The sequence below is a fragment of the Paenibacillus sp. J31R120 genome, assembly GCF_056269225.1.
On the sequence record NZ_JBWDNN010000007.1, the window covers coordinates 47,220 to 66,537 of the forward strand.

General features: G+C 51.3%; 18 protein-coding genes. 11 read left to right on the plus strand and 7 right to left on the minus strand.

Annotated elements, in window-relative coordinates; genetic code table 11:
* Nucleotides 1-10: 10 nt before the first annotated feature.
* Nucleotides 11-1,363, minus strand: a complete 1,353-nt coding sequence (locus tag AC0YNW_RS22050; RefSeq protein ID WP_475833776.1) for a glycoside hydrolase family 30 protein — start codon at nucleotides 1,361-1,363, stop codon at nucleotides 11-13.
* A gap of 134 nt (nucleotides 1,364-1,497) precedes the next feature.
* Between AC0YNW_RS22050 and AC0YNW_RS22055 the strand changes: the two genes are divergently transcribed.
* Together AC0YNW_RS22055 and AC0YNW_RS22060 are read left to right on the plus strand one after the other, a co-directional pair.
* Nucleotides 1,498-2,292: a helix-turn-helix domain-containing protein gene (locus AC0YNW_RS22055; protein WP_475833777.1), complete on the plus strand. Its 795-nt coding sequence runs from the start codon at nucleotides 1,498-1,500 to the stop codon at nucleotides 2,290-2,292.
* Between the two features lie 51 nt (nucleotides 2,293-2,343).
* Nucleotides 2,344-3,168 carry a lipid II flippase Amj family protein gene (locus AC0YNW_RS22060; protein ID WP_475833778.1) on the plus strand — a complete coding sequence of 275 codons (825 nt, stop codon included), beginning with the start codon at nucleotides 2,344-2,346 and terminating at the stop codon, nucleotides 3,166-3,168.
* A gap of 55 nt (nucleotides 3,169-3,223) precedes the next feature.
* Here AC0YNW_RS22060 and AC0YNW_RS22065 read toward each other — a convergent pair whose 3' ends face one another.
* A complete protein-coding gene (locus AC0YNW_RS22065; RefSeq protein WP_475833779.1) occupies nucleotides 3,224-5,446 on the minus strand; it encodes a patatin-like phospholipase family protein in 2,223 nt (740 codons plus the stop codon).
* 396 nt (nucleotides 5,447-5,842) lie between these two features.
* Complete coding sequence (locus AC0YNW_RS22070) at nucleotides 5,843-6,196, minus strand: helix-turn-helix domain-containing protein (protein ID WP_475833780.1); 354 nt, start codon at nucleotides 6,194-6,196, stop codon at nucleotides 5,843-5,845.
* 142 nt (nucleotides 6,197-6,338) lie between these two features.
* Here AC0YNW_RS22070 and AC0YNW_RS22075 point away from each other — a divergent pair, with 142 nt between their 5' ends.
* The 4 genes from AC0YNW_RS22075 (at nucleotide 6,339) to AC0YNW_RS22090 (ending at nucleotide 10,470) form a co-directional block, all read left to right on the plus strand.
* Nucleotides 6,339-6,749, plus strand: a complete 411-nt coding sequence (locus AC0YNW_RS22075; RefSeq protein WP_475833781.1) for a hypothetical protein — start codon at nucleotides 6,339-6,341, stop codon at nucleotides 6,747-6,749.
* A gap of 79 nt (nucleotides 6,750-6,828) precedes the next feature.
* Entirely contained in the window at nucleotides 6,829-7,971 is a 1,143-nt protein-coding gene (locus AC0YNW_RS22080; RefSeq protein WP_475833782.1) for a winged helix-turn-helix domain-containing protein, read from the plus strand.
* Between the two features lie 61 nt (nucleotides 7,972-8,032).
* On the plus strand, nucleotides 8,033-9,274 hold the full coding sequence (locus AC0YNW_RS22085; RefSeq protein WP_475833783.1) for an MFS transporter: 1,242 nt from the start codon (nucleotides 8,033-8,035) through the stop codon (nucleotides 9,272-9,274).
* Between the two features lie 158 nt (nucleotides 9,275-9,432).
* Complete coding sequence (locus tag AC0YNW_RS22090; protein WP_475833784.1) at nucleotides 9,433-10,470, plus strand: Gfo/Idh/MocA family protein; 1,038 nt, start codon at nucleotides 9,433-9,435, stop codon at nucleotides 10,468-10,470.
* 74 nt (nucleotides 10,471-10,544) lie between these two features.
* Here AC0YNW_RS22090 and hxlB read toward each other — a convergent pair whose 3' ends face one another.
* The 3 genes from hxlB to AC0YNW_RS22105 form a co-directional block, all read right to left on the minus strand.
* Complete coding sequence (hxlB, locus tag AC0YNW_RS22095) at nucleotides 10,545-11,102, minus strand: 6-phospho-3-hexuloisomerase (RefSeq protein WP_475833785.1); 558 nt, start codon at nucleotides 11,100-11,102, stop codon at nucleotides 10,545-10,547.
* 5 nt (nucleotides 11,103-11,107) lie between these two features.
* Nucleotides 11,108-11,743, minus strand: coding sequence for a 3-hexulose-6-phosphate synthase (hxlA, locus tag AC0YNW_RS22100; protein ID WP_475833786.1), 636 nt, complete (start codon nucleotides 11,741-11,743; stop codon nucleotides 11,108-11,110).
* 170 nt (nucleotides 11,744-11,913) lie between these two features.
* On the minus strand, nucleotides 11,914-12,249 hold the full coding sequence (locus AC0YNW_RS22105) for a winged helix-turn-helix transcriptional regulator (protein WP_387477263.1): 336 nt from the start codon (nucleotides 12,247-12,249) through the stop codon (nucleotides 11,914-11,916).
* A 161-nt stretch (nucleotides 12,250-12,410) separates the two neighbouring features.
* Between AC0YNW_RS22105 and AC0YNW_RS22110 the strand changes: the two genes are divergently transcribed.
* Nucleotides 12,411-13,130: a 3-ketoacyl-ACP reductase gene (locus tag AC0YNW_RS22110; RefSeq protein WP_475833787.1), complete on the plus strand. Its 720-nt coding sequence runs from the start codon at nucleotides 12,411-12,413 to the stop codon at nucleotides 13,128-13,130.
* Between the two features lie 88 nt (nucleotides 13,131-13,218).
* Here AC0YNW_RS22110 and AC0YNW_RS22115 read toward each other — a convergent pair whose 3' ends face one another.
* Nucleotides 13,219-14,766: a tetratricopeptide repeat protein gene (locus tag AC0YNW_RS22115; RefSeq protein WP_475833788.1), complete on the minus strand. Its 1,548-nt coding sequence runs from the start codon at nucleotides 14,764-14,766 to the stop codon at nucleotides 13,219-13,221.
* Nucleotides 14,767-14,975: 209 nt separating this feature from the next.
* Between AC0YNW_RS22115 and AC0YNW_RS22120 the strand changes: the two genes are divergently transcribed.
* From AC0YNW_RS22120 to AC0YNW_RS22135, 4 genes are all read left to right on the plus strand, one after another.
* Entirely contained in the window at nucleotides 14,976-15,764 is a 789-nt protein-coding gene (locus AC0YNW_RS22120; RefSeq protein ID WP_475833789.1) for a MerR family transcriptional regulator, read from the plus strand.
* A gap of 895 nt (nucleotides 15,765-16,659) precedes the next feature.
* On the plus strand, nucleotides 16,660-17,082 hold the full coding sequence (locus AC0YNW_RS22125) for a TlpA family protein disulfide reductase (protein WP_475833790.1): 423 nt from the start codon (nucleotides 16,660-16,662) through the stop codon (nucleotides 17,080-17,082).
* A gap of 26 nt (nucleotides 17,083-17,108) precedes the next feature.
* Nucleotides 17,109-18,860, plus strand: coding sequence for an ABC transporter ATP-binding protein (locus tag AC0YNW_RS22130; RefSeq protein WP_475833791.1), 1,752 nt, complete (start codon nucleotides 17,109-17,111; stop codon nucleotides 18,858-18,860).
* Entirely contained in the window at nucleotides 18,829-19,296 is a 468-nt protein-coding gene (locus tag AC0YNW_RS22135; protein ID WP_475833792.1) for a TlpA family protein disulfide reductase, read from the plus strand. The genes AC0YNW_RS22130 and AC0YNW_RS22135 overlap by 32 nt, the downstream gene beginning before the upstream one ends.
* Nucleotides 19,297-19,318: the final 22 nt, after the last annotated feature.

Here is a 19,318-nt window from a genome sequence, read left to right on the forward strand (position 1 = left end):
CAGTCCCCCTTCATACACTTGGGAAAATCAGCGTTTGAATAGAATGCGCAGGAATATGCCCTTCCGCGATTTGCTCGTTGTTGCGAAGCACATACGGGTGCTGATCGTCGGAACGGTTCAAGATCACAACCACAAGCTCGCCGTTCGGGTTTTTGAATGCCGTGGTTTGCAATGCTTCTGTATATTTGGAGCAAGCGACACGAACAGCGCCCGGACGAATGTATTTGCTGAAATGCCCGATGTAGTAGTACGACGATTGGAACGTCAAGGAATCCGACTTCGTGTCGGCGATTATTGGTGCGTCACAGTAGTTGCCTACGTGGTTCGGGCCACCCTGCTCGTCCAAAACGATGTTCCAGTCTGTCCAGCCTTCCATGCCGTTGTTCAGATTGCCGATAATGTCATGCGCATAACGCTCGCCGCTCTTCCACGAGCCAAGCTGTACGCCGCCCTCATGGCAGCCTTCGGTGAACATCAGCCCTTTGTTCGGGAAGCGATGCTTCACAGCCGACAAGGCATCGAAGTGGTCACCGGAATACCAGTGGAAACCAAGGCCCCAAATGTACTTGGACGCTTCTGCATCTTCGAATGCCGTCTTCGCGCGATCATACACGCGCTCCTTGTTATGATCCCAGATCATGACCTTGACGTCCTGGCGGCCCGACTTGTGCAGCTCTGGTCCCAGATGGTCGCGGACAAAATCACGCTCTTCCTCAGCTGTGTAGATACATGAATCCCAAATTTGCACCGCCTTCGCTTCGTTCTGCACCGTCAGTCCCCATAGCGGCAGACCTTCCGCCTCATAGGCTTCCATGAACTTGATATAATAGCGCGCCCAGACATCCCAGTATTCCGGCTTCAGCTTGCCGCCGTGGTTCATCTCCCCATTGGTCTTCATCCATGCGGGAGGGCTCCAAGGCGAGGCGTAGAACGTAAAGTCTTCGCCAGCCAGTTGCTTGGCCTTTTGGATGTATGGAATGATAACTTCGCGGTCATGGCTAATGTCGAAGGTCTTCAGCTCGACATCGCCATCTTCTATGTAAGTGTAATTGCCCAGCGCAAAATCGCAGCTATTGATATGTGTGCGGCAAATCGTATAGCCAATACCCTCTTCCGCGTCATAATAAGCATTCAGGATACGATTGCTATTCTCTTCACTCAGCTTCGCGGCAGTCACAGCGGAAGCCTCGGTGATTGCACCGCCGAAGCCGATAATCGACTGGTATTCGACGTCTTCATATACGTTAATCACTTGGTTCTCTACACCGGCCTCATCGGGCCGCAGCGATAACGATGCAACCTCCGTCAGCCGGTCTTGTGTACCTTGCGATGTCTGAATCGTTGTAACTGTACGAGTAATCATAGGGAATGTATGCCCCTTCCTTGATCCGTGATGCTTTCATTATAATGGGAGCCCCTCCCTTCTTTGTAGAAACAATATAATCGAATACATCAACAATCTGATTGAATGTTATAATGATAGTGGAGGGAGAGTGAATGTCGATGAATCCCATTAACGTCCAATTGAGTGAGTTTTCCAGACATGAGGAGCCGTTCCGCCAAACTTATGGCACTGGTTTAGATACTTATATTATAAGGCTTCAGGTTGAGGGGATCTGCCAGGCGCTTGTCCATGGCGAGATGAAGGAGATTCGTCCGGGGGACCTGCTGCTGTTCCAACCGGGAGATATCTACGATCTGCGCATCGGATACCTGCAAGGGGCACCCAAGCTCTCCGGCGATTATTACGTCATGAGCAACGGTCCCGGCATGCGCCAGTGGTGGGATCAGAAGAAGCGGCCTACTCTGACCAAGATTGCCGAGGACAATCGGCTGAGGGCCGTGTGGTACCAGATCATATTGGAGAAGAGGCGTCTTGACGGCGGCAATCCTGACATCACCTCGGCACTGGTGTGGTCGCTGCTCATGCTGATCGACCGGGCAGTCGAGGAATCGCCGGAGGGCCAGTCGCCGCTCGCCTTTCATGCTCTTCGCATGAGGCAATATATCGAGGAGCATGCGACGGAGCCGCTGACGCTGGACCAAGTAGCCCAGCATACCGGCCTCAGCGTATCCCGGGCCGTCCATCTGTTCAAGGCGCATTTTGGCGTCTCGATAATTGGCTACGCACAGCAGCTGCGCCTCAGCCATGCGATTAAGCTGCTGGATCACAGCCCTATGTCACTGGAGCAAATTGCAGCGGAGACCGGACTTGGCAGCTATGCGTACTTCCACCGGTTGTTCCGGGAGCGGTATGGAATTTCGCCGGGAGCTTATAGGAGGAAAAGGTAGGATATGGTACAATAGCACCCATATACAGATAACTAGAGAGAAGTGTGCGCATTGGATGCTCTAACAGGCAAAGTTCTATTTATCGCCTTATTTATCCTCATCATTCATAGCATTGAGACGCTTGCCTATGCCGTGCGGCTGTCGGGAGCCAGGGTTAAGCTGATCGCCTCGGCGCTGTCGCTGTTCAACATGATGGTCATCGTCTCGCGCATGGCGAATATGATGCAGCTGCCCGTCACAGGCAGTCTGATTGACACCGCTCCCAAGGAAAATACACTTGCTTTCGTGGAGCAGCAGTACCGGGTGCTGATTGGCGCTTCTACGCTCGGTACAATTGTGGGTATTATATTGCTCCCTACGTTCACCGCCCTCTTCTCCCGGGCAATCATCCATATGTCCCAGGAGCGCGGCTCTATTCCATCTCTGGTCAAAAAGGGCTTCTCTCTTGAATATATCAGACGAGGCATTAAGCACATTCATGTTCCGAAGCTCTCCTATCTCAAAGATATCAAGATAAAGGATGTGCCGCTCCGGCTGTTTTTCTTCAATATGATCGTCACGGCCGTGTACACAATCGGAGTTTTATCGGCGTTATACGCATCACTGCTCGCTCCCGACCGATCCGGAGCCACCATGATGGCTTCCGGACTGATTAACGGAATCGCTACCATTCTGCTGGCCCTCTTCATCGATCCCAAAATATCGGTGCTCGCCGACGATGTCGTGAACGGCCGGGGCAGCTACTTGCATCTCAAAGGCATCTCCGTCATCATGATTGTCTCACGTCTGCTGGGTACGCTGCTTGCGCAGCTGCTCTTTATACCAGGTGCTCAATATATTGCCTGGATGACGAAGTTTCTGGTGAAATTTAATTAGTCCAAAAAAATCGCCGCACGCTCCCGTTACTGGAAGCGTGCGGCGATTGACATCTCTATCCTCTCGTCGACCACACCGCCCGGCCATCCGGGCGATAGATGACGACATTGCCGTCGTCTTGTACGACTAGGCGGCTGCCAGGGTGATTGAAGGTATTGGAATGCCAGCGGGAGCGGTTAAGCTCATCGTAAACAACCAAATTCCCGTCCGGCTGCATGATGCACACGCCTGCCGGCGCGCCTGTGCCGCTTGCCCAGATAGCCGTCCGCTGAATATTCACCTGCGGCGGGTAGGTTACGTTGCAGGTATTCAGCGCTGTCTGCTTTTGCCCAATGAGCGTGTTCAACTGGCGAATTTCGGCCAAGATACCTGGCTTCTCCCTCGGCGATGCTGTAGATAATTCCGCTTGCAGAAGAGCGACGTTATTTTGCAAATTCGATATTTCCGTAGCGATCGGACGGCATTGAGGCGATAGTGAACCTGTCGTTTTCGTAATCTTGTACAGGACGAGATTGCCGTCTCCTTGAAAGACGAACGAATACTGTCCGTTCGGCGAATGAATGCCTTGTTCGAAAGCAAGCATCTCCCCCGCCAGCATATCATCGCCTTGCGCCACGGGACCTGTGGACAGCCACAAGCCGCGTTCCGGCGTCCAGGGATGGCGCTCCCATGTCGTCCACCAGCTCTCGGCCTCCGACGGAACATAACCCCCTTTTTGCTGACGCTCGCGCACCAGGTCGCGCAGGATATTTTTGAGCGCGCGAACCTCGCGCATCGCCTGCAGGCTAGCCTCCATCCTCTTAGCAGGATGGACAGGCCTGCCGTTGCTGTCATATTCCAGCTTGAAGCCGTTCGCTGCATACTCCAGCTTCCAGATCTCATGTCGCGTCTCATAGATCAGAATCGTATTCCGGTCACGGGAATACTGCTCTGCCAACTGCTTATAGCCCGGCGCATTATTTTGCTTAGCCTGATACGTATCGTCTGCTCTCATATAGCCATGTGCCATGCGAATATCGATGAGGCCGGGGTCAATCGTCATAATATCGTGAATATCATTATCAGGCTGAATAATGGTCACGTTAATGCCCGGGCTCCAGCCGTTATGCGGCTCTACCTCGTTAAGTACAATTTCATTGGTCATAATATCGCTTGTCGAACGGTTAATGACATCCCCTACATTCGCGACACCTACGTCAAAGGATGGCAGCAGATGTCCGCCAATAGCGCTGCGGGCAGGGTCCATTCGGCTATCCGATGCCAGTACGGCATAAATGTCAGTAGCACCAGCCTGAATAGCCGCCTGAATCGGCGCAATCTCCCGTACGCCGCCGTCTACGTAATTCTCACCGCCAAGCTTAACAGGCGGGAAAGCCAGCGGAATGGAAGCCGATGCGAGCGTGCCTTGAATCAAGCTGACATTCAAGGAATTGGTCTGAGAAGGATGTGCCGCTTTGCACGCGGACAACAAGTTGCTCTGATGCGAGATTTGGGCGTTCAGATCGCGTATCTGTGCGACCAGCTGCGCTTTCTCCCCGGTAGCAGCTCTATGAAGCTCTTCCTGAAGATTGGCCCTGCTGAGTTCCAGGTTCTTAATCGTATCTGCGATTGGACGGCATTCTGGCGCCAGCATGGGTCCCGTCTGCACATAGCTGACGCTGTCGCGTTCCAGCAGTTGACCCGTCTCGGTCACATAGCGCAGAGCGCCGCTCTCCAGGGCGACAACACCCAACCGCAGCTTAATACCGCTCTGTCTCACCTTGTTCAAATCCAGCTTGGCGGGATCATTCAGCTTAGACAAAATCGGTCCCAGATTGTATAAGGAACGAGCCTGTGCGTTGACTACTTTGCCAAGCTCGCGTTTCAACTCATCCAAATCGCCCACTACCTGAGCAATATCATAGGCGACCCATGCCCAGCCGATCGGCCCCAGTCCCAGCTTCGCAACCTCCAAAGCAACCGTGCCGAGCTGGCGGCCAGCCGACTCGTTCAAAAACTTAATAATTTCCGAGTTCTGAACGTTCACTAGCCAAGCTTCCTCTTTCCACATATCCGCACTTGTTTTCAATTCACGCCATATGCCCATCAGTCCGTGCAGACCTCGAGAGGCATCATTGCCGTCTCCCTCGCCTTCCGTAAGCTTGATTGCATTAATCGCTCCCACCGATGTGCCTGTGATAACAGTGGGTTTAATGTTGCGTTCGTAGAGGTAACGCACCGCTCCTACCTGAAAATCTCCGCGCGCTCCTCCGCCGCTAAGTACCAATCCGACAGCCATTTCCGTTCCTCCCAATTTCCTTTTATTTGAAGACCCGTATAGAGCATATTCTGCGGATTTCGCCTTAAGACTGCGGAGTAAAATGTTTATATTGCGGAAATTTTCAGTTTTTAATGTCGCAATTTCACCATAGGCCATCTCAAAAAAACGGGTAGATGCATAGGTCAGGAGACAAGGCGAGCTTGCCATATTTCGATATAAGGATATAGCGGAAGTGCAAGCCTTTTCCGCTAGCTTGGGCATAACGAAAGACTCAGTCTCATAAATAACAAGGTGCACCGCTTCAACGTACAGTGGACTTCTCCCTGGGAGGTCACGACTATGCTGAGCGGTGCACTTTTGTTTTTCCTCATAGGTAAAGAGGCAAGATTGACGTATACAATGGGATAGAACACCCTATACCGAAGAATTGCCTTTTATAATCTCTCTCAACACATTTCTGGCGAGCCTTGCCTTCTCTTCATTAGCCTCACGAAGCATACCCACGATTTCCTGAATGCTTTCATCAAGTGGCGTAGCCTCAAATCCCTCATCTATGTAAGCAAATAGCTGGATCAAATTCACATCAAGCGACTCTGCGATCTTGGCAAGATTCAAGAGCGACACATTCTTCTCGCCCCGTTCAATCTGCCCGATATAGGAAAAATGAAATCCGCCCTTCTCTCCAAGCGACTCTTGCGAGAGCCCTTTCTCCTTCCGCAGCACCCGAATACGGGTTCCTACAAGCTTCAGTACTTCTCTGTCCTTCATGATGGCTCACCTCTCTCTATGACAAAAGTGTAGACAAGTTTCTGAAAGGTAAACACCAAACAAATGATATCATTGATATTTTCGATATCTATAGGTATTATTGGGAAGATTGTACTTTTTCAGGGGCAAGGAGGCTGCAATCGTGGAAAATCACGTTCAGCGTAAAATCGAAGGGTATTATACCCTATCGTATTACCATATGCTGCTGGCCTATCGGATGCAGGATCACAATCAGAGCCGTACTTCTCTACAGCTCTGCAACTCCGCATTCCAAGCCATGCTGAGAGCACTGTGTTTGCACGAGAATAGGTTCAAGCTGCACGCCAATCTCACGATGTTGGACTTAATCGCATGCATCCATACAGATACGAACCCTGGAGACGACCTATTGATTCACTATACGAAACTAAACGACTTGGCGATAGGCTGTCATCCTGGAAACGGCACATTGGAGAATCCTAACCTGGACCAAATCATGCGGCAAACGGATATGTTCCTGAACCGCTTATTTTCAAGGATGAGCGGATTGCATCGTGCCTGGCGTTTTGACTAGCCCCTCTTGCTTTCTCCCATTGCCCATGCCATCATCTCTATAAAGAGAGCCTATGTGCAATTGAAAGGCAAGGAGGAACATGATGATTCATTTTGAGCCGGATCGCTATGAAGCCGTTTACGCGGGAGAACGCATCTCGCTTCTGCCCAAGGAATTCGCCCTGCTCCGTTACCTCTATGAGCATTCGGGACGTTCCTTCTCCAGGGATGCCTTGCTCGAAGCGGTCTGGCCGCTTGAAGAACCAAGTGACCGGACGGTGGACGATCATATCTACCGGGTTCGCAAAAAGGTAGCGGCGTGGTCGCATCTGCTTCAGATTGAGACGATTCGCGGCCAAGGCTACAAGCTAGTGCGCCATTCCGCGGCCAGGGGAGACAGCCCTCTTCTGCAGGATGATCAATTCGCAGCCGATGTAAATCGCATGTTCTCAAAATACCATAGCCTGGGCATGGGAGCGGCCCTGCAGCTCTTATCGGCGCATCGGGAGGTGCTTAGCCTGCCCGGCGATCCGTACTACGATGTGTATCTCCACTTCGTCAGGGGAGACTTCGAATGGCTGCTGGCGACGGACAGCATCAACAGCTGGCAAAAAGCGGCTTACGCGGTCTTTATCTACTCAGCCCTTCAATCAGAGCCGACCGTCTCGATCCCTTACTTTGAAGGGTTGATTGCGAAGGGCAAGATGCTATCGCCGGCATGGAGAATCGACTTGCGACTAAACGCGGTTATCTTGTACATTGAAGCCGGAATGCTGGACAAAGCGCGCGAAGAGCTGGATGCCATTCGAGACGACATCGCTGAACTTAACTCCCCGAGCTTTACAGCCGTATTTATGTTGAAAGAAATGTACCTGCATATTGAGGAAGGCCAGCTTCAAGAAGCTGCCGTCAAGCTGGGGGCCTGCGAGGAGCTGCTTGCCCTCCACCCGATTCAGCGGGAACGGGGAGCTTGTCTCGTCGCCAAGGCGATGCTCCATTACCGGGATGGAGACATCCGCTCGGCAAGACAAGCGCTGGATGACGGTATCGAGATAACGAGACGGACACAGTTCATCCCCCATCTGCTTGCCAATCTGAGATTGGTCCTGTCCTTCCTGGGCAGGTATTCCTGCGATGAAGCCTATCGCAAAAATTATCAGCGGCAATGGGACCAGCTAGGCGAGCAATATCAATTCAACAGTCTGCTTGCCAAGACGGAACGCCTGCTTCGCGAGTGCCTCTGATCATTCTCTGACATTCCCTTGCTACGATCATCTCAATGATGTCGTCAGGGGGTTTTTTCATATGTTAAAAAAGAATCGCTCATTCGCCAAAATGTTCGCCGCATACGGTCTCGCAGCATTCGGGGACTACTTCGACTTTATGGCAGTCTCCATTCTGCTCGGTTTCATCTGGAAGGCGGATGCCATGACGCTGGCGCTCGTTCCGCTCTCCTTCGCCGTGCCGAGCATTCTGTTCAGCCAGTTGGCCGGCATTCTGGCGGACCGTTGGAACAAGCGGAATCTCATGATTGCTACCGACCTGATTCGCGCCATGTTCACGATCTTGCTCATCTTCGCGCCGAATGCCTGGGTGCTGCTTGGGCTCATTACGATCCGTTCTACTGCCCGCGTCTTTCATTATCCCGCTCAGCAAGCGATGACAAGAAATGTGGTGGCGCCCGATCAGCTGCTGCAAGCCACCTCTCTGAATGGCGCCGTCTTCCAGCTGTCGAAGGTGCTTGGCCCGCTGCTTGGCGCATCTGTCGCCGCGGCCCTATCCCCTTCGGCGTGTATGGCCGTCAATGCTGTCTGCTACATCCTGTCGGCGCTGCTGCTTCTGCGCATTCCTGTGAGGGAAGGGCGAACCGCCGCCGCCGATTCCTCATCCGGGACCACCCTTACGCTGCGTGCCGCGTGGCGCGATGGCTGGCATCTTCTGCTGCGCAGCCGCACGCTGCAGGTCAGTCTCCTCTTCTGCCTCATTGGGCTGGCGGGCATTCAGATGATTGACGCCCAGATCACCGTCCTGCTGCGAGACATTGCGCCTGACCAGCCTCAACTGGTGGGCTGGCTAGTGACCGCGATTGGACTGGGTGGCCTCACCAGCGTAGCCTGGCTGCGCCGATTCCAGCAGCTCTCCGCCTATGGGTGGCTGCTAGGCGGAGGAGTCTTGCTGATCGGCGTCATGTTTGCAGCGGCGGGGCTGTTCCAGCCGGGCTCGCCGATATGGCTCCTTCTGTGTGCTTCCTTCGTCGGCGGAATCGGAACGGGATTCACGTCGACCGGCATGAACTATATCTTGCAGAAGGAGACGCCGCCTGATGCCATAGGCAGGGTTAGCGGCATATTCGATTCCTTGAGCAGCGTGATCTTCGTGATCGCTCCACTCTCCGGCGGGGTTCTGATCGGACTATGGGGCGCCTCCACCACTTTCTTGTATGTAGGTCTGTCTGTCGGAGGGATTGGTCTGATCGGCCTTGTCATCCAGCGACTGTTATGGAGTACTGACCGGCCTGCGAAGAAGACAACGTCTATGCCAGCCTAAGGATAGTGAAAGGCAAAAATGGATAAGAAAAGGACAAGATGGATCAAGTGAGGATCGCGCATAGGAAGGCGCTTTCGTGATACGATAGGGATGCATCCCAAACCTAATTTTGTTTGCACATGACAACAACCGATACATCCACTTAAGGAGAGATCATCATGACATTGAAAGTTGGCGCTATTGGCACCGGCGGCATATTCAAAGCTGTACATTTACCGGGCTGGCTTACTCATAAAGAAGTCGAAATCGTAGCGTTCTGCGACCCGTTCCGCGCTTCCGCAGAAGCGCTGGCGCTTGAATATCCGGGGACAAAGGTGTATGAGGATTACAAGGAGCTGCTTGCGGACCCCTCCATCGATATCGTAGACATCAGCACGCCAAACCTGCTGCATTCGGAGATTGCGATTGCGGCCTTGCAGCAAGGCAAGCATGTCTTCTGCGAGAAGCCTGATGCGATTAATCCGATTGAAGCGCAGAAGATGGCCGACGCCGCCCGCGCTTCCGGCAAGCTGCTTATGGTCATGCGCAACAATCGCTTCACCGAGTCGGCGAAGTTCGCCAAGCGCATCATCGAGCAAGGCCAAATGGGCGAGCTCTACATGGGCCGCTGCGGCTGGATTCGCCGCCGGGGCATTCCGGGACGCGGCGGCTGGTTCACAACGAAGGAGCTGTCGGGAGGCGGCCCGTTAATCGATCTCGGCGTGCATATGATCGACATGGCGATGTGGCTAAGCGGCAATCCGAAGCCGGTGACGGTATCGGGGTCCACTTATCGCAAGTTCGCAGATCGTCCGGATGCCTCGGGCAAGATTCCGGCAGGCACCTTCGACGTAGAAGACTTGGCGGCCGGCTTCATCCGGTTCGATAACGGCGCTTCGCTGCAGATCGAATTCAGCTGGGCTTCCAATATCGAAGAGGAAAAGAAATTCCTCGAATGGCGCGGTACGGAAGGCGGCTTCAGCCTCGTGAATGACAAGCTTAGCCTCTTCACGGAGAACGAGGGCACGCTGATCAATCAACAGCCGCACTTCAAGTCAGACGAAGTCCCGCAGCATACGGCGAACATTCACCACTTCATCGCATGCGTGCTGGGCCGCGAGAAGCCGATTATTACACCGGAGCATGGCGTGGATATGATCAAAATTTTAAGCGCCATCTATGAGTCCGCAGAGCGCGGCCGGGAGATTGTGCTGTAGCACTTAAGAGTTATAACGATAAAGCACATCCGATAGCGTGCATGACGCCTCGGATGTGCTTTTTGGTGTGGCTGTTATTCCAGATTAGCATGCCTGCCGTACATGGCCGCTGAGTCATACCCCTTCTGATCCATAAGCCGAAGGATGACGGAATCGAAAAAGACTAGCAGGGTCTGTTCGAATAAAGAGCCCATCGGCTGCCGAGTGGAACCTTCATCGCCCCATTGATCCTTGGGCGAACCGGGAAGTTTAATAACGATGTCCGCCAGCTGGCCAATCGACGATTCCGGGAATATCGTGACAGCCGCGACGGAAGCTTGTAAGCTGTTGGCTTTCTTCGCCATCGATAGGAGACTTCTCGTCTCTCCGGAGCCAGAACCGACAATGAACAAATCATGCTCGGTAACATTCGGGGTAATCGACTCACCCACCACATACGCCTCAATGCCCAGATGCATAAGTCGCATGGCAAAGGCTTTGATCATCAAGCCCGATCTGCCTGCCCCTGCCAGAAAGACTTTGCGCGACTGCATAATACGCTCTGCCAGCACCCCCGCTTGCTCATCATCCAATTGGTTAACCGCTCGTTGAAGCTCCTCAAGGATAGCAGCCGCATGCCGATTGTTCTTCATCGGCCTCAGGCTCCTTGCTGGATCAATTTGCGCATCTCTGCCGCAACTGCTTGTTTGTCCTCATGAGCGGTAATGCCGCCCCCTACAATGACAAGATCAGGGCTAGCTTCGATGACCCCAGGCAGCGTATCCAACTTAATGCCTCCGGCAATCGCTGTTTTAGCCTGCTTCACCACACGTTTGATCGTTAGCAGATCGTTGAATGAATTTTGTCCCACTGCCTGAAGATCATACCCTGTATGCACGCAGATGTAATCAACGCCAAGCGCATCGACTTCCCGGGCACGCTGCTCCAGGTTTTTCACCGCAATCATATCAACCAGAATCTGCTTGCCTTGTCTCCGCGCTTCTTCTACGGCGCCTTTGATCGTCATGTCCTCCGAAGCTCCTAATACGGTAACAATATCAGCCCCAGCTTCAGATGCTTTCATCACCTCATAACCTGCTGCGTCCATCACCTTCAAGTCCGCCAGCACTTCCAGGTGTGGAAAAGCTTCTTTGATTTCTTTCACCGCGCGAAGCCCTTCGTTAATGACAACCGGTGTACCGATTTCCACGATATCTATATAAGCTTCCACTTCTTTCACTACTTGCTTGGCTTGTGGAATGTCGACCAGATCAAGCGCTAACTGCAATTTCATTAGAGTGTCACTCCTTATCCTATTGTTTTTCTTGGTTACGGGACCATTGTACGACGATACCTCCAAAAGAAAAAGTACGCACTATTCAGTAACGTAGTACCCATTTCGAAACCATGCTCCACAAAAAAAGGACCCGCAACAAGTGGTTGCAGGTCCTATACATACATGGTTTATTCTACGGAATCAGCTTCTGTCCGCTCTTGATGTCTCTCTCCCCAATCCGCCATGACATGAAGTACGGACTCCATCGTCTTACCGTACTCCGTCAAGGAATACTCCACTTTGGGAGGCACTTGCACGAATACTTCCCGATGGATAATACCGTCCTCCTCCAGCTCGCGAAGCTGCTGAGTCAGCATTTTTTGCGTGATGTCCGGCATACCCCGCTTCAGCTCGCCAAAGCGTTTTACGCCGTCCATTAAGTGGCATAATATGACCAGCTTCCACTTGCCTCCGATTACTTTCAAGGTCAGTTCGACCGATTTTTTAAAGTGCAGATCGCCCATCGTTATGACTCCTTAGTATACTTAGGGATACTAGCTTGCTTACAAGCAGGTACTTGTAATTGAACGCAATATCATTAATAATAAAGGCCGTAATGACCTTGTTGCAAATATGGCTTTAGGTCGTGCCATTCTTATACACCACTGAAAAGGAGCCATTCATTATGACCTTACGCAACCAATACGCCATTATTACAGGAGCCGGAAAAGGCATCGGCAAATCAACAGCTATTGCTTTGGCCAAAGAAGGCGTTCATCTAGGACTGCTCGCACGCAGCCAGACTGACCTGGAGGCTTTGCAGCAAGAGCTGACCAGCAACTACGGCATCAAAGTCAGCATCGCCACAGCGGATATCGCCAAGCGGGCAGAAGCTGAGCGCGCTGTAGCCAGTCTGATCAAGGAGCTGGGCACCGTCGATATACTGATCAATAACGCCGGCACAGGCCAATTCGGTACAGTTGCCGATATGGACCCGGATCTATGGGAGAGCATTATTCAGACCAATCTGATGGGCACGTATTATGTCACTCGCGCAGCGCTGCCGACCATGATCAATCAAAATCGCGGCAGCATTATTAATATTGCTTCTAGCGCAGGCGAACGCGGCTTCGCCACAGGCTCCGCCTATTGTGCCTCGAAGTTCGCAGTGATCGGCTTCACAGAATCGCTTATGCAAGAGGTTCGCAAGTCCAATATTCGCGTAACCGCGCTTAATCCGTCTACCGTCAATACGGAGCTGGCTGTGAAAACAGGACTTCCGATTGGCGACGAGGATCGCATGATGCAGCCGGAGGACGTAGCCGAGCTAATCCTGGCGGCCTTGAAGCTGCCGCAACGCGTATTCATGAAGATAGCCAGCATCTGGACCACGAACCCTCAATAAAGCTGCTGATAGGAAAAGCTGTATCCGTATGACGTACGGATACAGCTTTTTTTGTTTGTCCAATCTACTCAGATCTAACCTTTTCTCATCAGAAGTGGCTTAACAGCGCCTTCGCCTCTTCATTGTCCGGCTCTACCTCAAGCAGCTTGCGCGTATAATCCAGTCCCTCTTCATTCAGCTCCAGCTCGAAGCAGCATATAGCCAAACAATAGTAGACGGTCGGCACAATCGTATCGGTATCGGCGAGAACGGATGTTTCCAGGAATCGGCGCGACTCCTCGTACATCTCCATCTCGAACAAAATGAGGCCTGCATCAAGCGCCAGATCGTAGCGCTGCGCCATCACATAATACGACGACCACATCAGCTGAATGCCTCTCCAAATATCCTGCTTCTCTTCGTCATTGGCTTCCGGCAGCAAGCTGGAGATTTGCTTTGCGCTTTGGATGAAAAACTCCGCGTCGTATCCGCCTAGCCGCCAGAATCCCAATATTTGCTGCATTCCCATGCTGTCGATATGACGGTCCACCCATTCCTTCAAGCTGAAGAAGTCATCCGGGCCAAAGCGCTCCACAAACCTCCGGTACGCCAATCTCGTATTGGCATAGCTCTTCGGTGTATCCAGATGAAGCAGACAGCCCACGTTAATGTTCTTATAATGGTGCGGCGGAAATAATGCCTCGGCTCCCTGCTGCTCGTAAAAGTACTGAAACGCATGGTAGTTCGCTGTTAGCGAGAAGCTTCCGTGAAAAATCAATTCAGGCGGCTCAGAGAACTTCCAGTTATCGAGCAAATGATCGCCTTTGTCCGCGGTGATCAGCAGGAACCCTGCTTGTGACAGCTTATGCAATCGATCCAGGCAGGCTAGGCCCGCGACCGGGAATAGAATATGCGAGTCCTCCAGTTGCTCCTGATAGACCGCAATGACATCCCGGTAAGGATACGACTCCTGCTCATATTCCGGTGCGCGCCGATGCTCATATTGCAAGGAGAGCTTATTCAGCACTTCGGATGGTCGATGTGTGTCTACTCCTTCCGGATAATCCATTAGGATATCCGTTTCGTAAATTTGTCCACCGCCTATATAAAGCAGCTCTTGCTGAATACCATCAAAAAAGTAATTGGCGACGAGAATTAACGGCTGCTTTAAATCACCCTCACGAATGGTCTCGCCTGTAACAACCAGTTGGAGATCGGTATCTAGGAATGCATCGAAACGCGCAAAATCAAGCAGTCCCTCTGCGATAAAGGATTGCAGAGCAGGATGCTCTCTCCACGCCAGCACGTTGCTCATCGCCAGATCGGTCATGACATAACGGAACGGCGGGATTGCAATCCCCGCATACTCCCTCAGTCGGCACAGCTCTTGCAATACGTGGAACGCGAAACGGCCCGCTCCTGCTCCCAGCTCGACAATCTGGACGAGCTCTGTACCTTCCCCTTTGCTCGCGCGGTCTTGAAGAAATCCGAAGATCATCTCGGCATAAGCCGCCGCAATCATGGGATTGCTCGTTATATATTGAGGTACCTGGTCATTCTTCCAGGCGTTCAAGCCCTCTTCTTCATAATAATCCCGCTGCAATTGCCATATAGGCGCTTCACTGTAACGGTAACGCTGTTGTCTAGAATTCGTCATGTCTTCTTAGCCTGCTCTCTGCTCATTATTCATGGGTTATTCGAAAATCCCTTTCTGCCATCATACCCTTTTTTGCAAGTAATCACTAATGCTAATCCGATTGATATAAAGAACTTTACGCTTGCTCGATGAATGACAAACTTGACCTTAGGTCAGACCTAAGGTATAACGTATCATTGTAAGACACCTCTGCTTAGGAGTGATGACCGATGAAAAATGAAATAACGATAAGCGAGTTAGCCAAGCTTATGGGGGTGTCTGTACACCAAATCCGATATTTCGAAGAAAAGGGCGTGCTTCATCCGGCGTACATCGACGACAACCAGTACAGAATGTATGGCATAGACCAAATCTATCAATTGGCCCATATTCTGTTGCTGCGCAAGCTAGGGGTTTCTGTGCCAGCCATCAAGGAATGCATCGCTTCCTATAGCGCCGAGCAGTATCGGCAGCTTCTCCAGCAATCCTTGCAAGGCATTCAAGCGGAGCTGCTGCGGCTGACGGAGCTTCAGCAATTCATCCAGCATATCCTGCTGGAGCAACAGAGCTTCAGTGCGGAGGCCCACCCGTATCAAATCAAGCGACGGGACACTGCCTGCCTGGCGCAATGGATGGAACTGGAGATGGAAACGACGCTGAACGCCCGCCATTTGGCTGAGCATGCCGGGAGCCTCCCGGACTTATTCGAGACCGATGTTCATTGGGTGTATGACGGTACGGGTACCATCACTCTATATATGGAGTCGGACAACAGCTGCGATCTAACGCTGCCGGAGGGTATGTACTTCACAATTCAAGTGCTGGTGAGCGATGACAGGGAGCTTGAGCAACATATAGAACAATTTTATGCCGCTGCTGCAGCACAATCCATTAACATAACAGGTCCTTTATTAATTGTTGAAAAATCTTACCTTTCTCTCTTTAGTAACAAGCAGCTGTGTTATGAGCTGCAGATGCTCATGCCGGAAGCTTTGATCGGACATCCTGCAGCTTGGTGACCATTCGACTTATTCCCATTAAATCTTAGGGATATGAATTCAATGTTACACCTATTATTTTTTATAGTTGACAGATTCTATCACATTCAAATAATATGAATATTGTTACATTTATTACAATTGTTATAGAAATATATTAAGGAGGTGAATCGACATGTCTTGTTCAGATTGCATTAGAGAGTTTTCTTCCTGCAGCGGTCAAGTATGCACCAACGGTCTTAGACTCCAGTACAGAGTTTGCGCTCAATCCGGCAGCACTTGCGCAACACCAGAAGGCTGTATCTGCTAATTTTACTAGCTTCCCCATTTAATCGTTGGTCAAATATGCGGGCTTCTGTTGCCTCATCTTTGAAAGCGCATACAGTTGCTCGCATATTTCCTCTCCCTCACTCCCTATCTCATTCGATGATTCATCCTATGCTCCAATACTTCCTGAAATCAGATAAATCCTGAACCTATCAATCAAGTATATCAAAAACCTATTAATTGTAAAATAGTTGACATATTGCACTTTCTTTAATAGAATTCACATTGTACCCATAATATACAATACTTGTTTGTAAAATCGCTTTTTTAGGCGACAGGTACATGTATGGTAAAGGAGGTGAAATGCGAAATGGCATGCTCCAATTGCTATCGAGAGGTCACTACCTGCTCTTCTACCGTTTGTACCAACGGCAATAGACTCCAATACCTGCTTTGCTTACAAAGTACCACCACATGCTCAACCCCCGAGGGCTGCATTTGTTAACAACAAGTCGATTAGCATAACATGATTACATATGCGGACTCCTGATGCACTCATTATGAAAGCGCATTCAGAGTCCGCATGTCTGCATTTATAAGCGTTATTTTCGCTTATCCATAGAGAGAATATCATAAAGGAGCTCCTATCATGCGACAGCATATCCAAATCGGTGATTACTTTCCGGATGTACATATCTCCCCTGACCTGAAGCTATACACGCTGCTGGAAGACTACTTGCTCATAGCAATGGTGAGTACCGAATGCGCGTCATGTTTGCCTGCTTTTGACGAAATCGAGCGATTCGCGGTGGATAATCCCGACTACCGGCTTATCGTTCTTATCGATACATCGGAGGAGAAATTCGTTCTGGCGAAACAAGCCTTTTCTCCCCATATACAATGCTACCGAATTGAAGCCCGCCTTGATGCGGAGTTCAACGGCTACGGCTACCCTTGGGCGTATGGCATCAATTCCGAAGGCCAGTTGATTACGCATTACAGCTGCAGCGAGCCTGGGCTTATGGACATCATTGCCGCACCCTTCCAACTGTTCCATCCTGTCGCCCAATGACCCATTCTCTTCGATGGCTTCGGATCATGGTTCAAGGCTCGGTTGCAAGCGTTAGTGTGGTCATTCTTGTACTGGCGATACAGCCGGGCATAGGATGGTTAACCTTTCATCTGAACAAGCAGCTATTCGATCAGATGGCGAGCCATGCTATTTGGAAGGAGCTTGCCATTGTCGCTGCGCTGCTGGCCGGCCTGAAGCTCATAGAACTCGTATTAGCTGAAGGCTCTCGGCTGGTGCAGACACACCTATCCCTTCGCATCCATAACCGCCTGGAGCATCATCTGTACCGTTCCATTCAGCCTTTATCCATCACACAGCTGGAGACTCCCGCATTCAACCATGACACTACTACGCTCAAGAACAGCCTGACCCAAATTGAACAATCCATATCATCGATCATCGGACTGATACAACAGACGCTTATGCTTGGCGTGTACGGATACATTATTTTTACCTACAGCTGGCTGACGGCGCTTATCCTGTTGGTCTTTTCCTTGCCGCTCTTCTGGGTGGAGCTGCTGAGCGCTCTTCGGCTGGAGAAGTTCTTCCACAAAGTCGCCCAGCAGCAGATTGAATCCATGCTGGCGTCCGATCTCATCCTGAAGCCGCAAGCGCTTAAGGAAACGATGATTTTCGGCAGCCAGCGCTACCTGCTGCACCGTTGGGCCGAAGCCGCCGAGGCCGTGATTCGCAAGACCTTCACCTTGAAGCTTGCGGAATTCAACTTGCGCAGCATAGCCGTTATCTTTCAACCTATTGGCTTCTTGCTTGCACAGCTGATCTTCTTCAGCAAGCTGGCGGGCAACACGATCACCCTGGGCGATTATGCCGCATTGTCCGCAGCTGCTATAACCGTCTTCTCCAGCATGACGCAAATCGCAGGCAACTCCCGGATTTTCAATCAAATTCCGATTGCAACACGAAATTTCAAGCAGTTTATTGCCAAGTACATTGGGGCTCCTGAACAAGAGCAAGCCATCCAACCCGCTTCCGTGCAACAGATCAGGCTGAACCAACTTACCTTTACCTACCCGAATGCAGCTTCTCCCGCCTTGACGGATATTAGCCTGGAGCTGTCGGATCAGGATGTAATCGCCATTGTCGGGGAGAATGGATCAGGGAAATCCACACTCGCCAAAGTACTGCTCGGCCTTCATACCGTCGAGCCGGACATGCTGTACATTCAAATCCAAGATATTAACCACATGGAACGCCAGTCTTGGTTCAGACAAGTATCCGTGGTCAATCAGGATTATATGCGTTATTCCTTCTCTGTCTACGAGAATATTGCACTCGACCACCCGAATAAAGAAGTGCAGCATAAAGTAAGGAGGCTCATCGAAGCCTATCCCATGCTGGTTCCTGCCGAGCTTCATCACGAGCTCGATACGATACTAGGCAACAGTCTGCAAGGCGGCCGCCAGCTATCCGGCGGTCAGTGGCAGCGAATTGCGATCGCCAGAGCCCTGTATAAGGATTCGCCTTACTTATTGCTGGATGAAGCAACCTCCGAGCTTGATCCCATTACTGAGCTGGATCTGATCAACCGAATATTAACGGATCGGGCTGGCAAGACGACCGTTCTGGTGACGCACAACCTCTCAGTCGCATCCATGGTGAAGCAGATCATCGTGATGCATGAAGGACGAATTGTAGAGAAGGGAAGCCATCAGGAGCTGCTGCTTGGCAAAGGCATGTACTACGAAATGTGGAATAAGAGAGATCAATACGAAGGGGACCGTGTACATGAGCAAAGTTACGTTTCGGGACTTGTTTGACACAGAGTTGCTGCAGAGGGAAGCGGATAAGAAGAAGAATGCGCAACCAGCGGTACGGGGTGATCTGTTCATTCGGGAGCCGCTTCCAATCAATGTGGAAGCTATGGATTCCGCCCTCGTGTGCTTCGTCTCGCTGAGCTGCACCAACTGCATTGATTTGCTGCCCGAGCTGAGTGCATTTGCCCAGAGCTATGAAGGCACCTTTATTCTGGTGAGCAGCGGCACCGAGGAGGAAAATAACGATCTGATCCGCCACTTCAACTACTCCTTTCCTGTTCTTACGATGTCAAAAGAAGAACGACTGCAGAAGTATGCGTCCAGCACTACGCCGTATGCCTATTTCCTAGAAGATGGCTATATCATCAGCACCGCTGTGGTGGATAGTATTCAAGAGCTTAACATTCTCATCGGAAACGTCGAGAAAAACGAAGCGTAGGCTGGTCAAAAAGAAGTAAAAG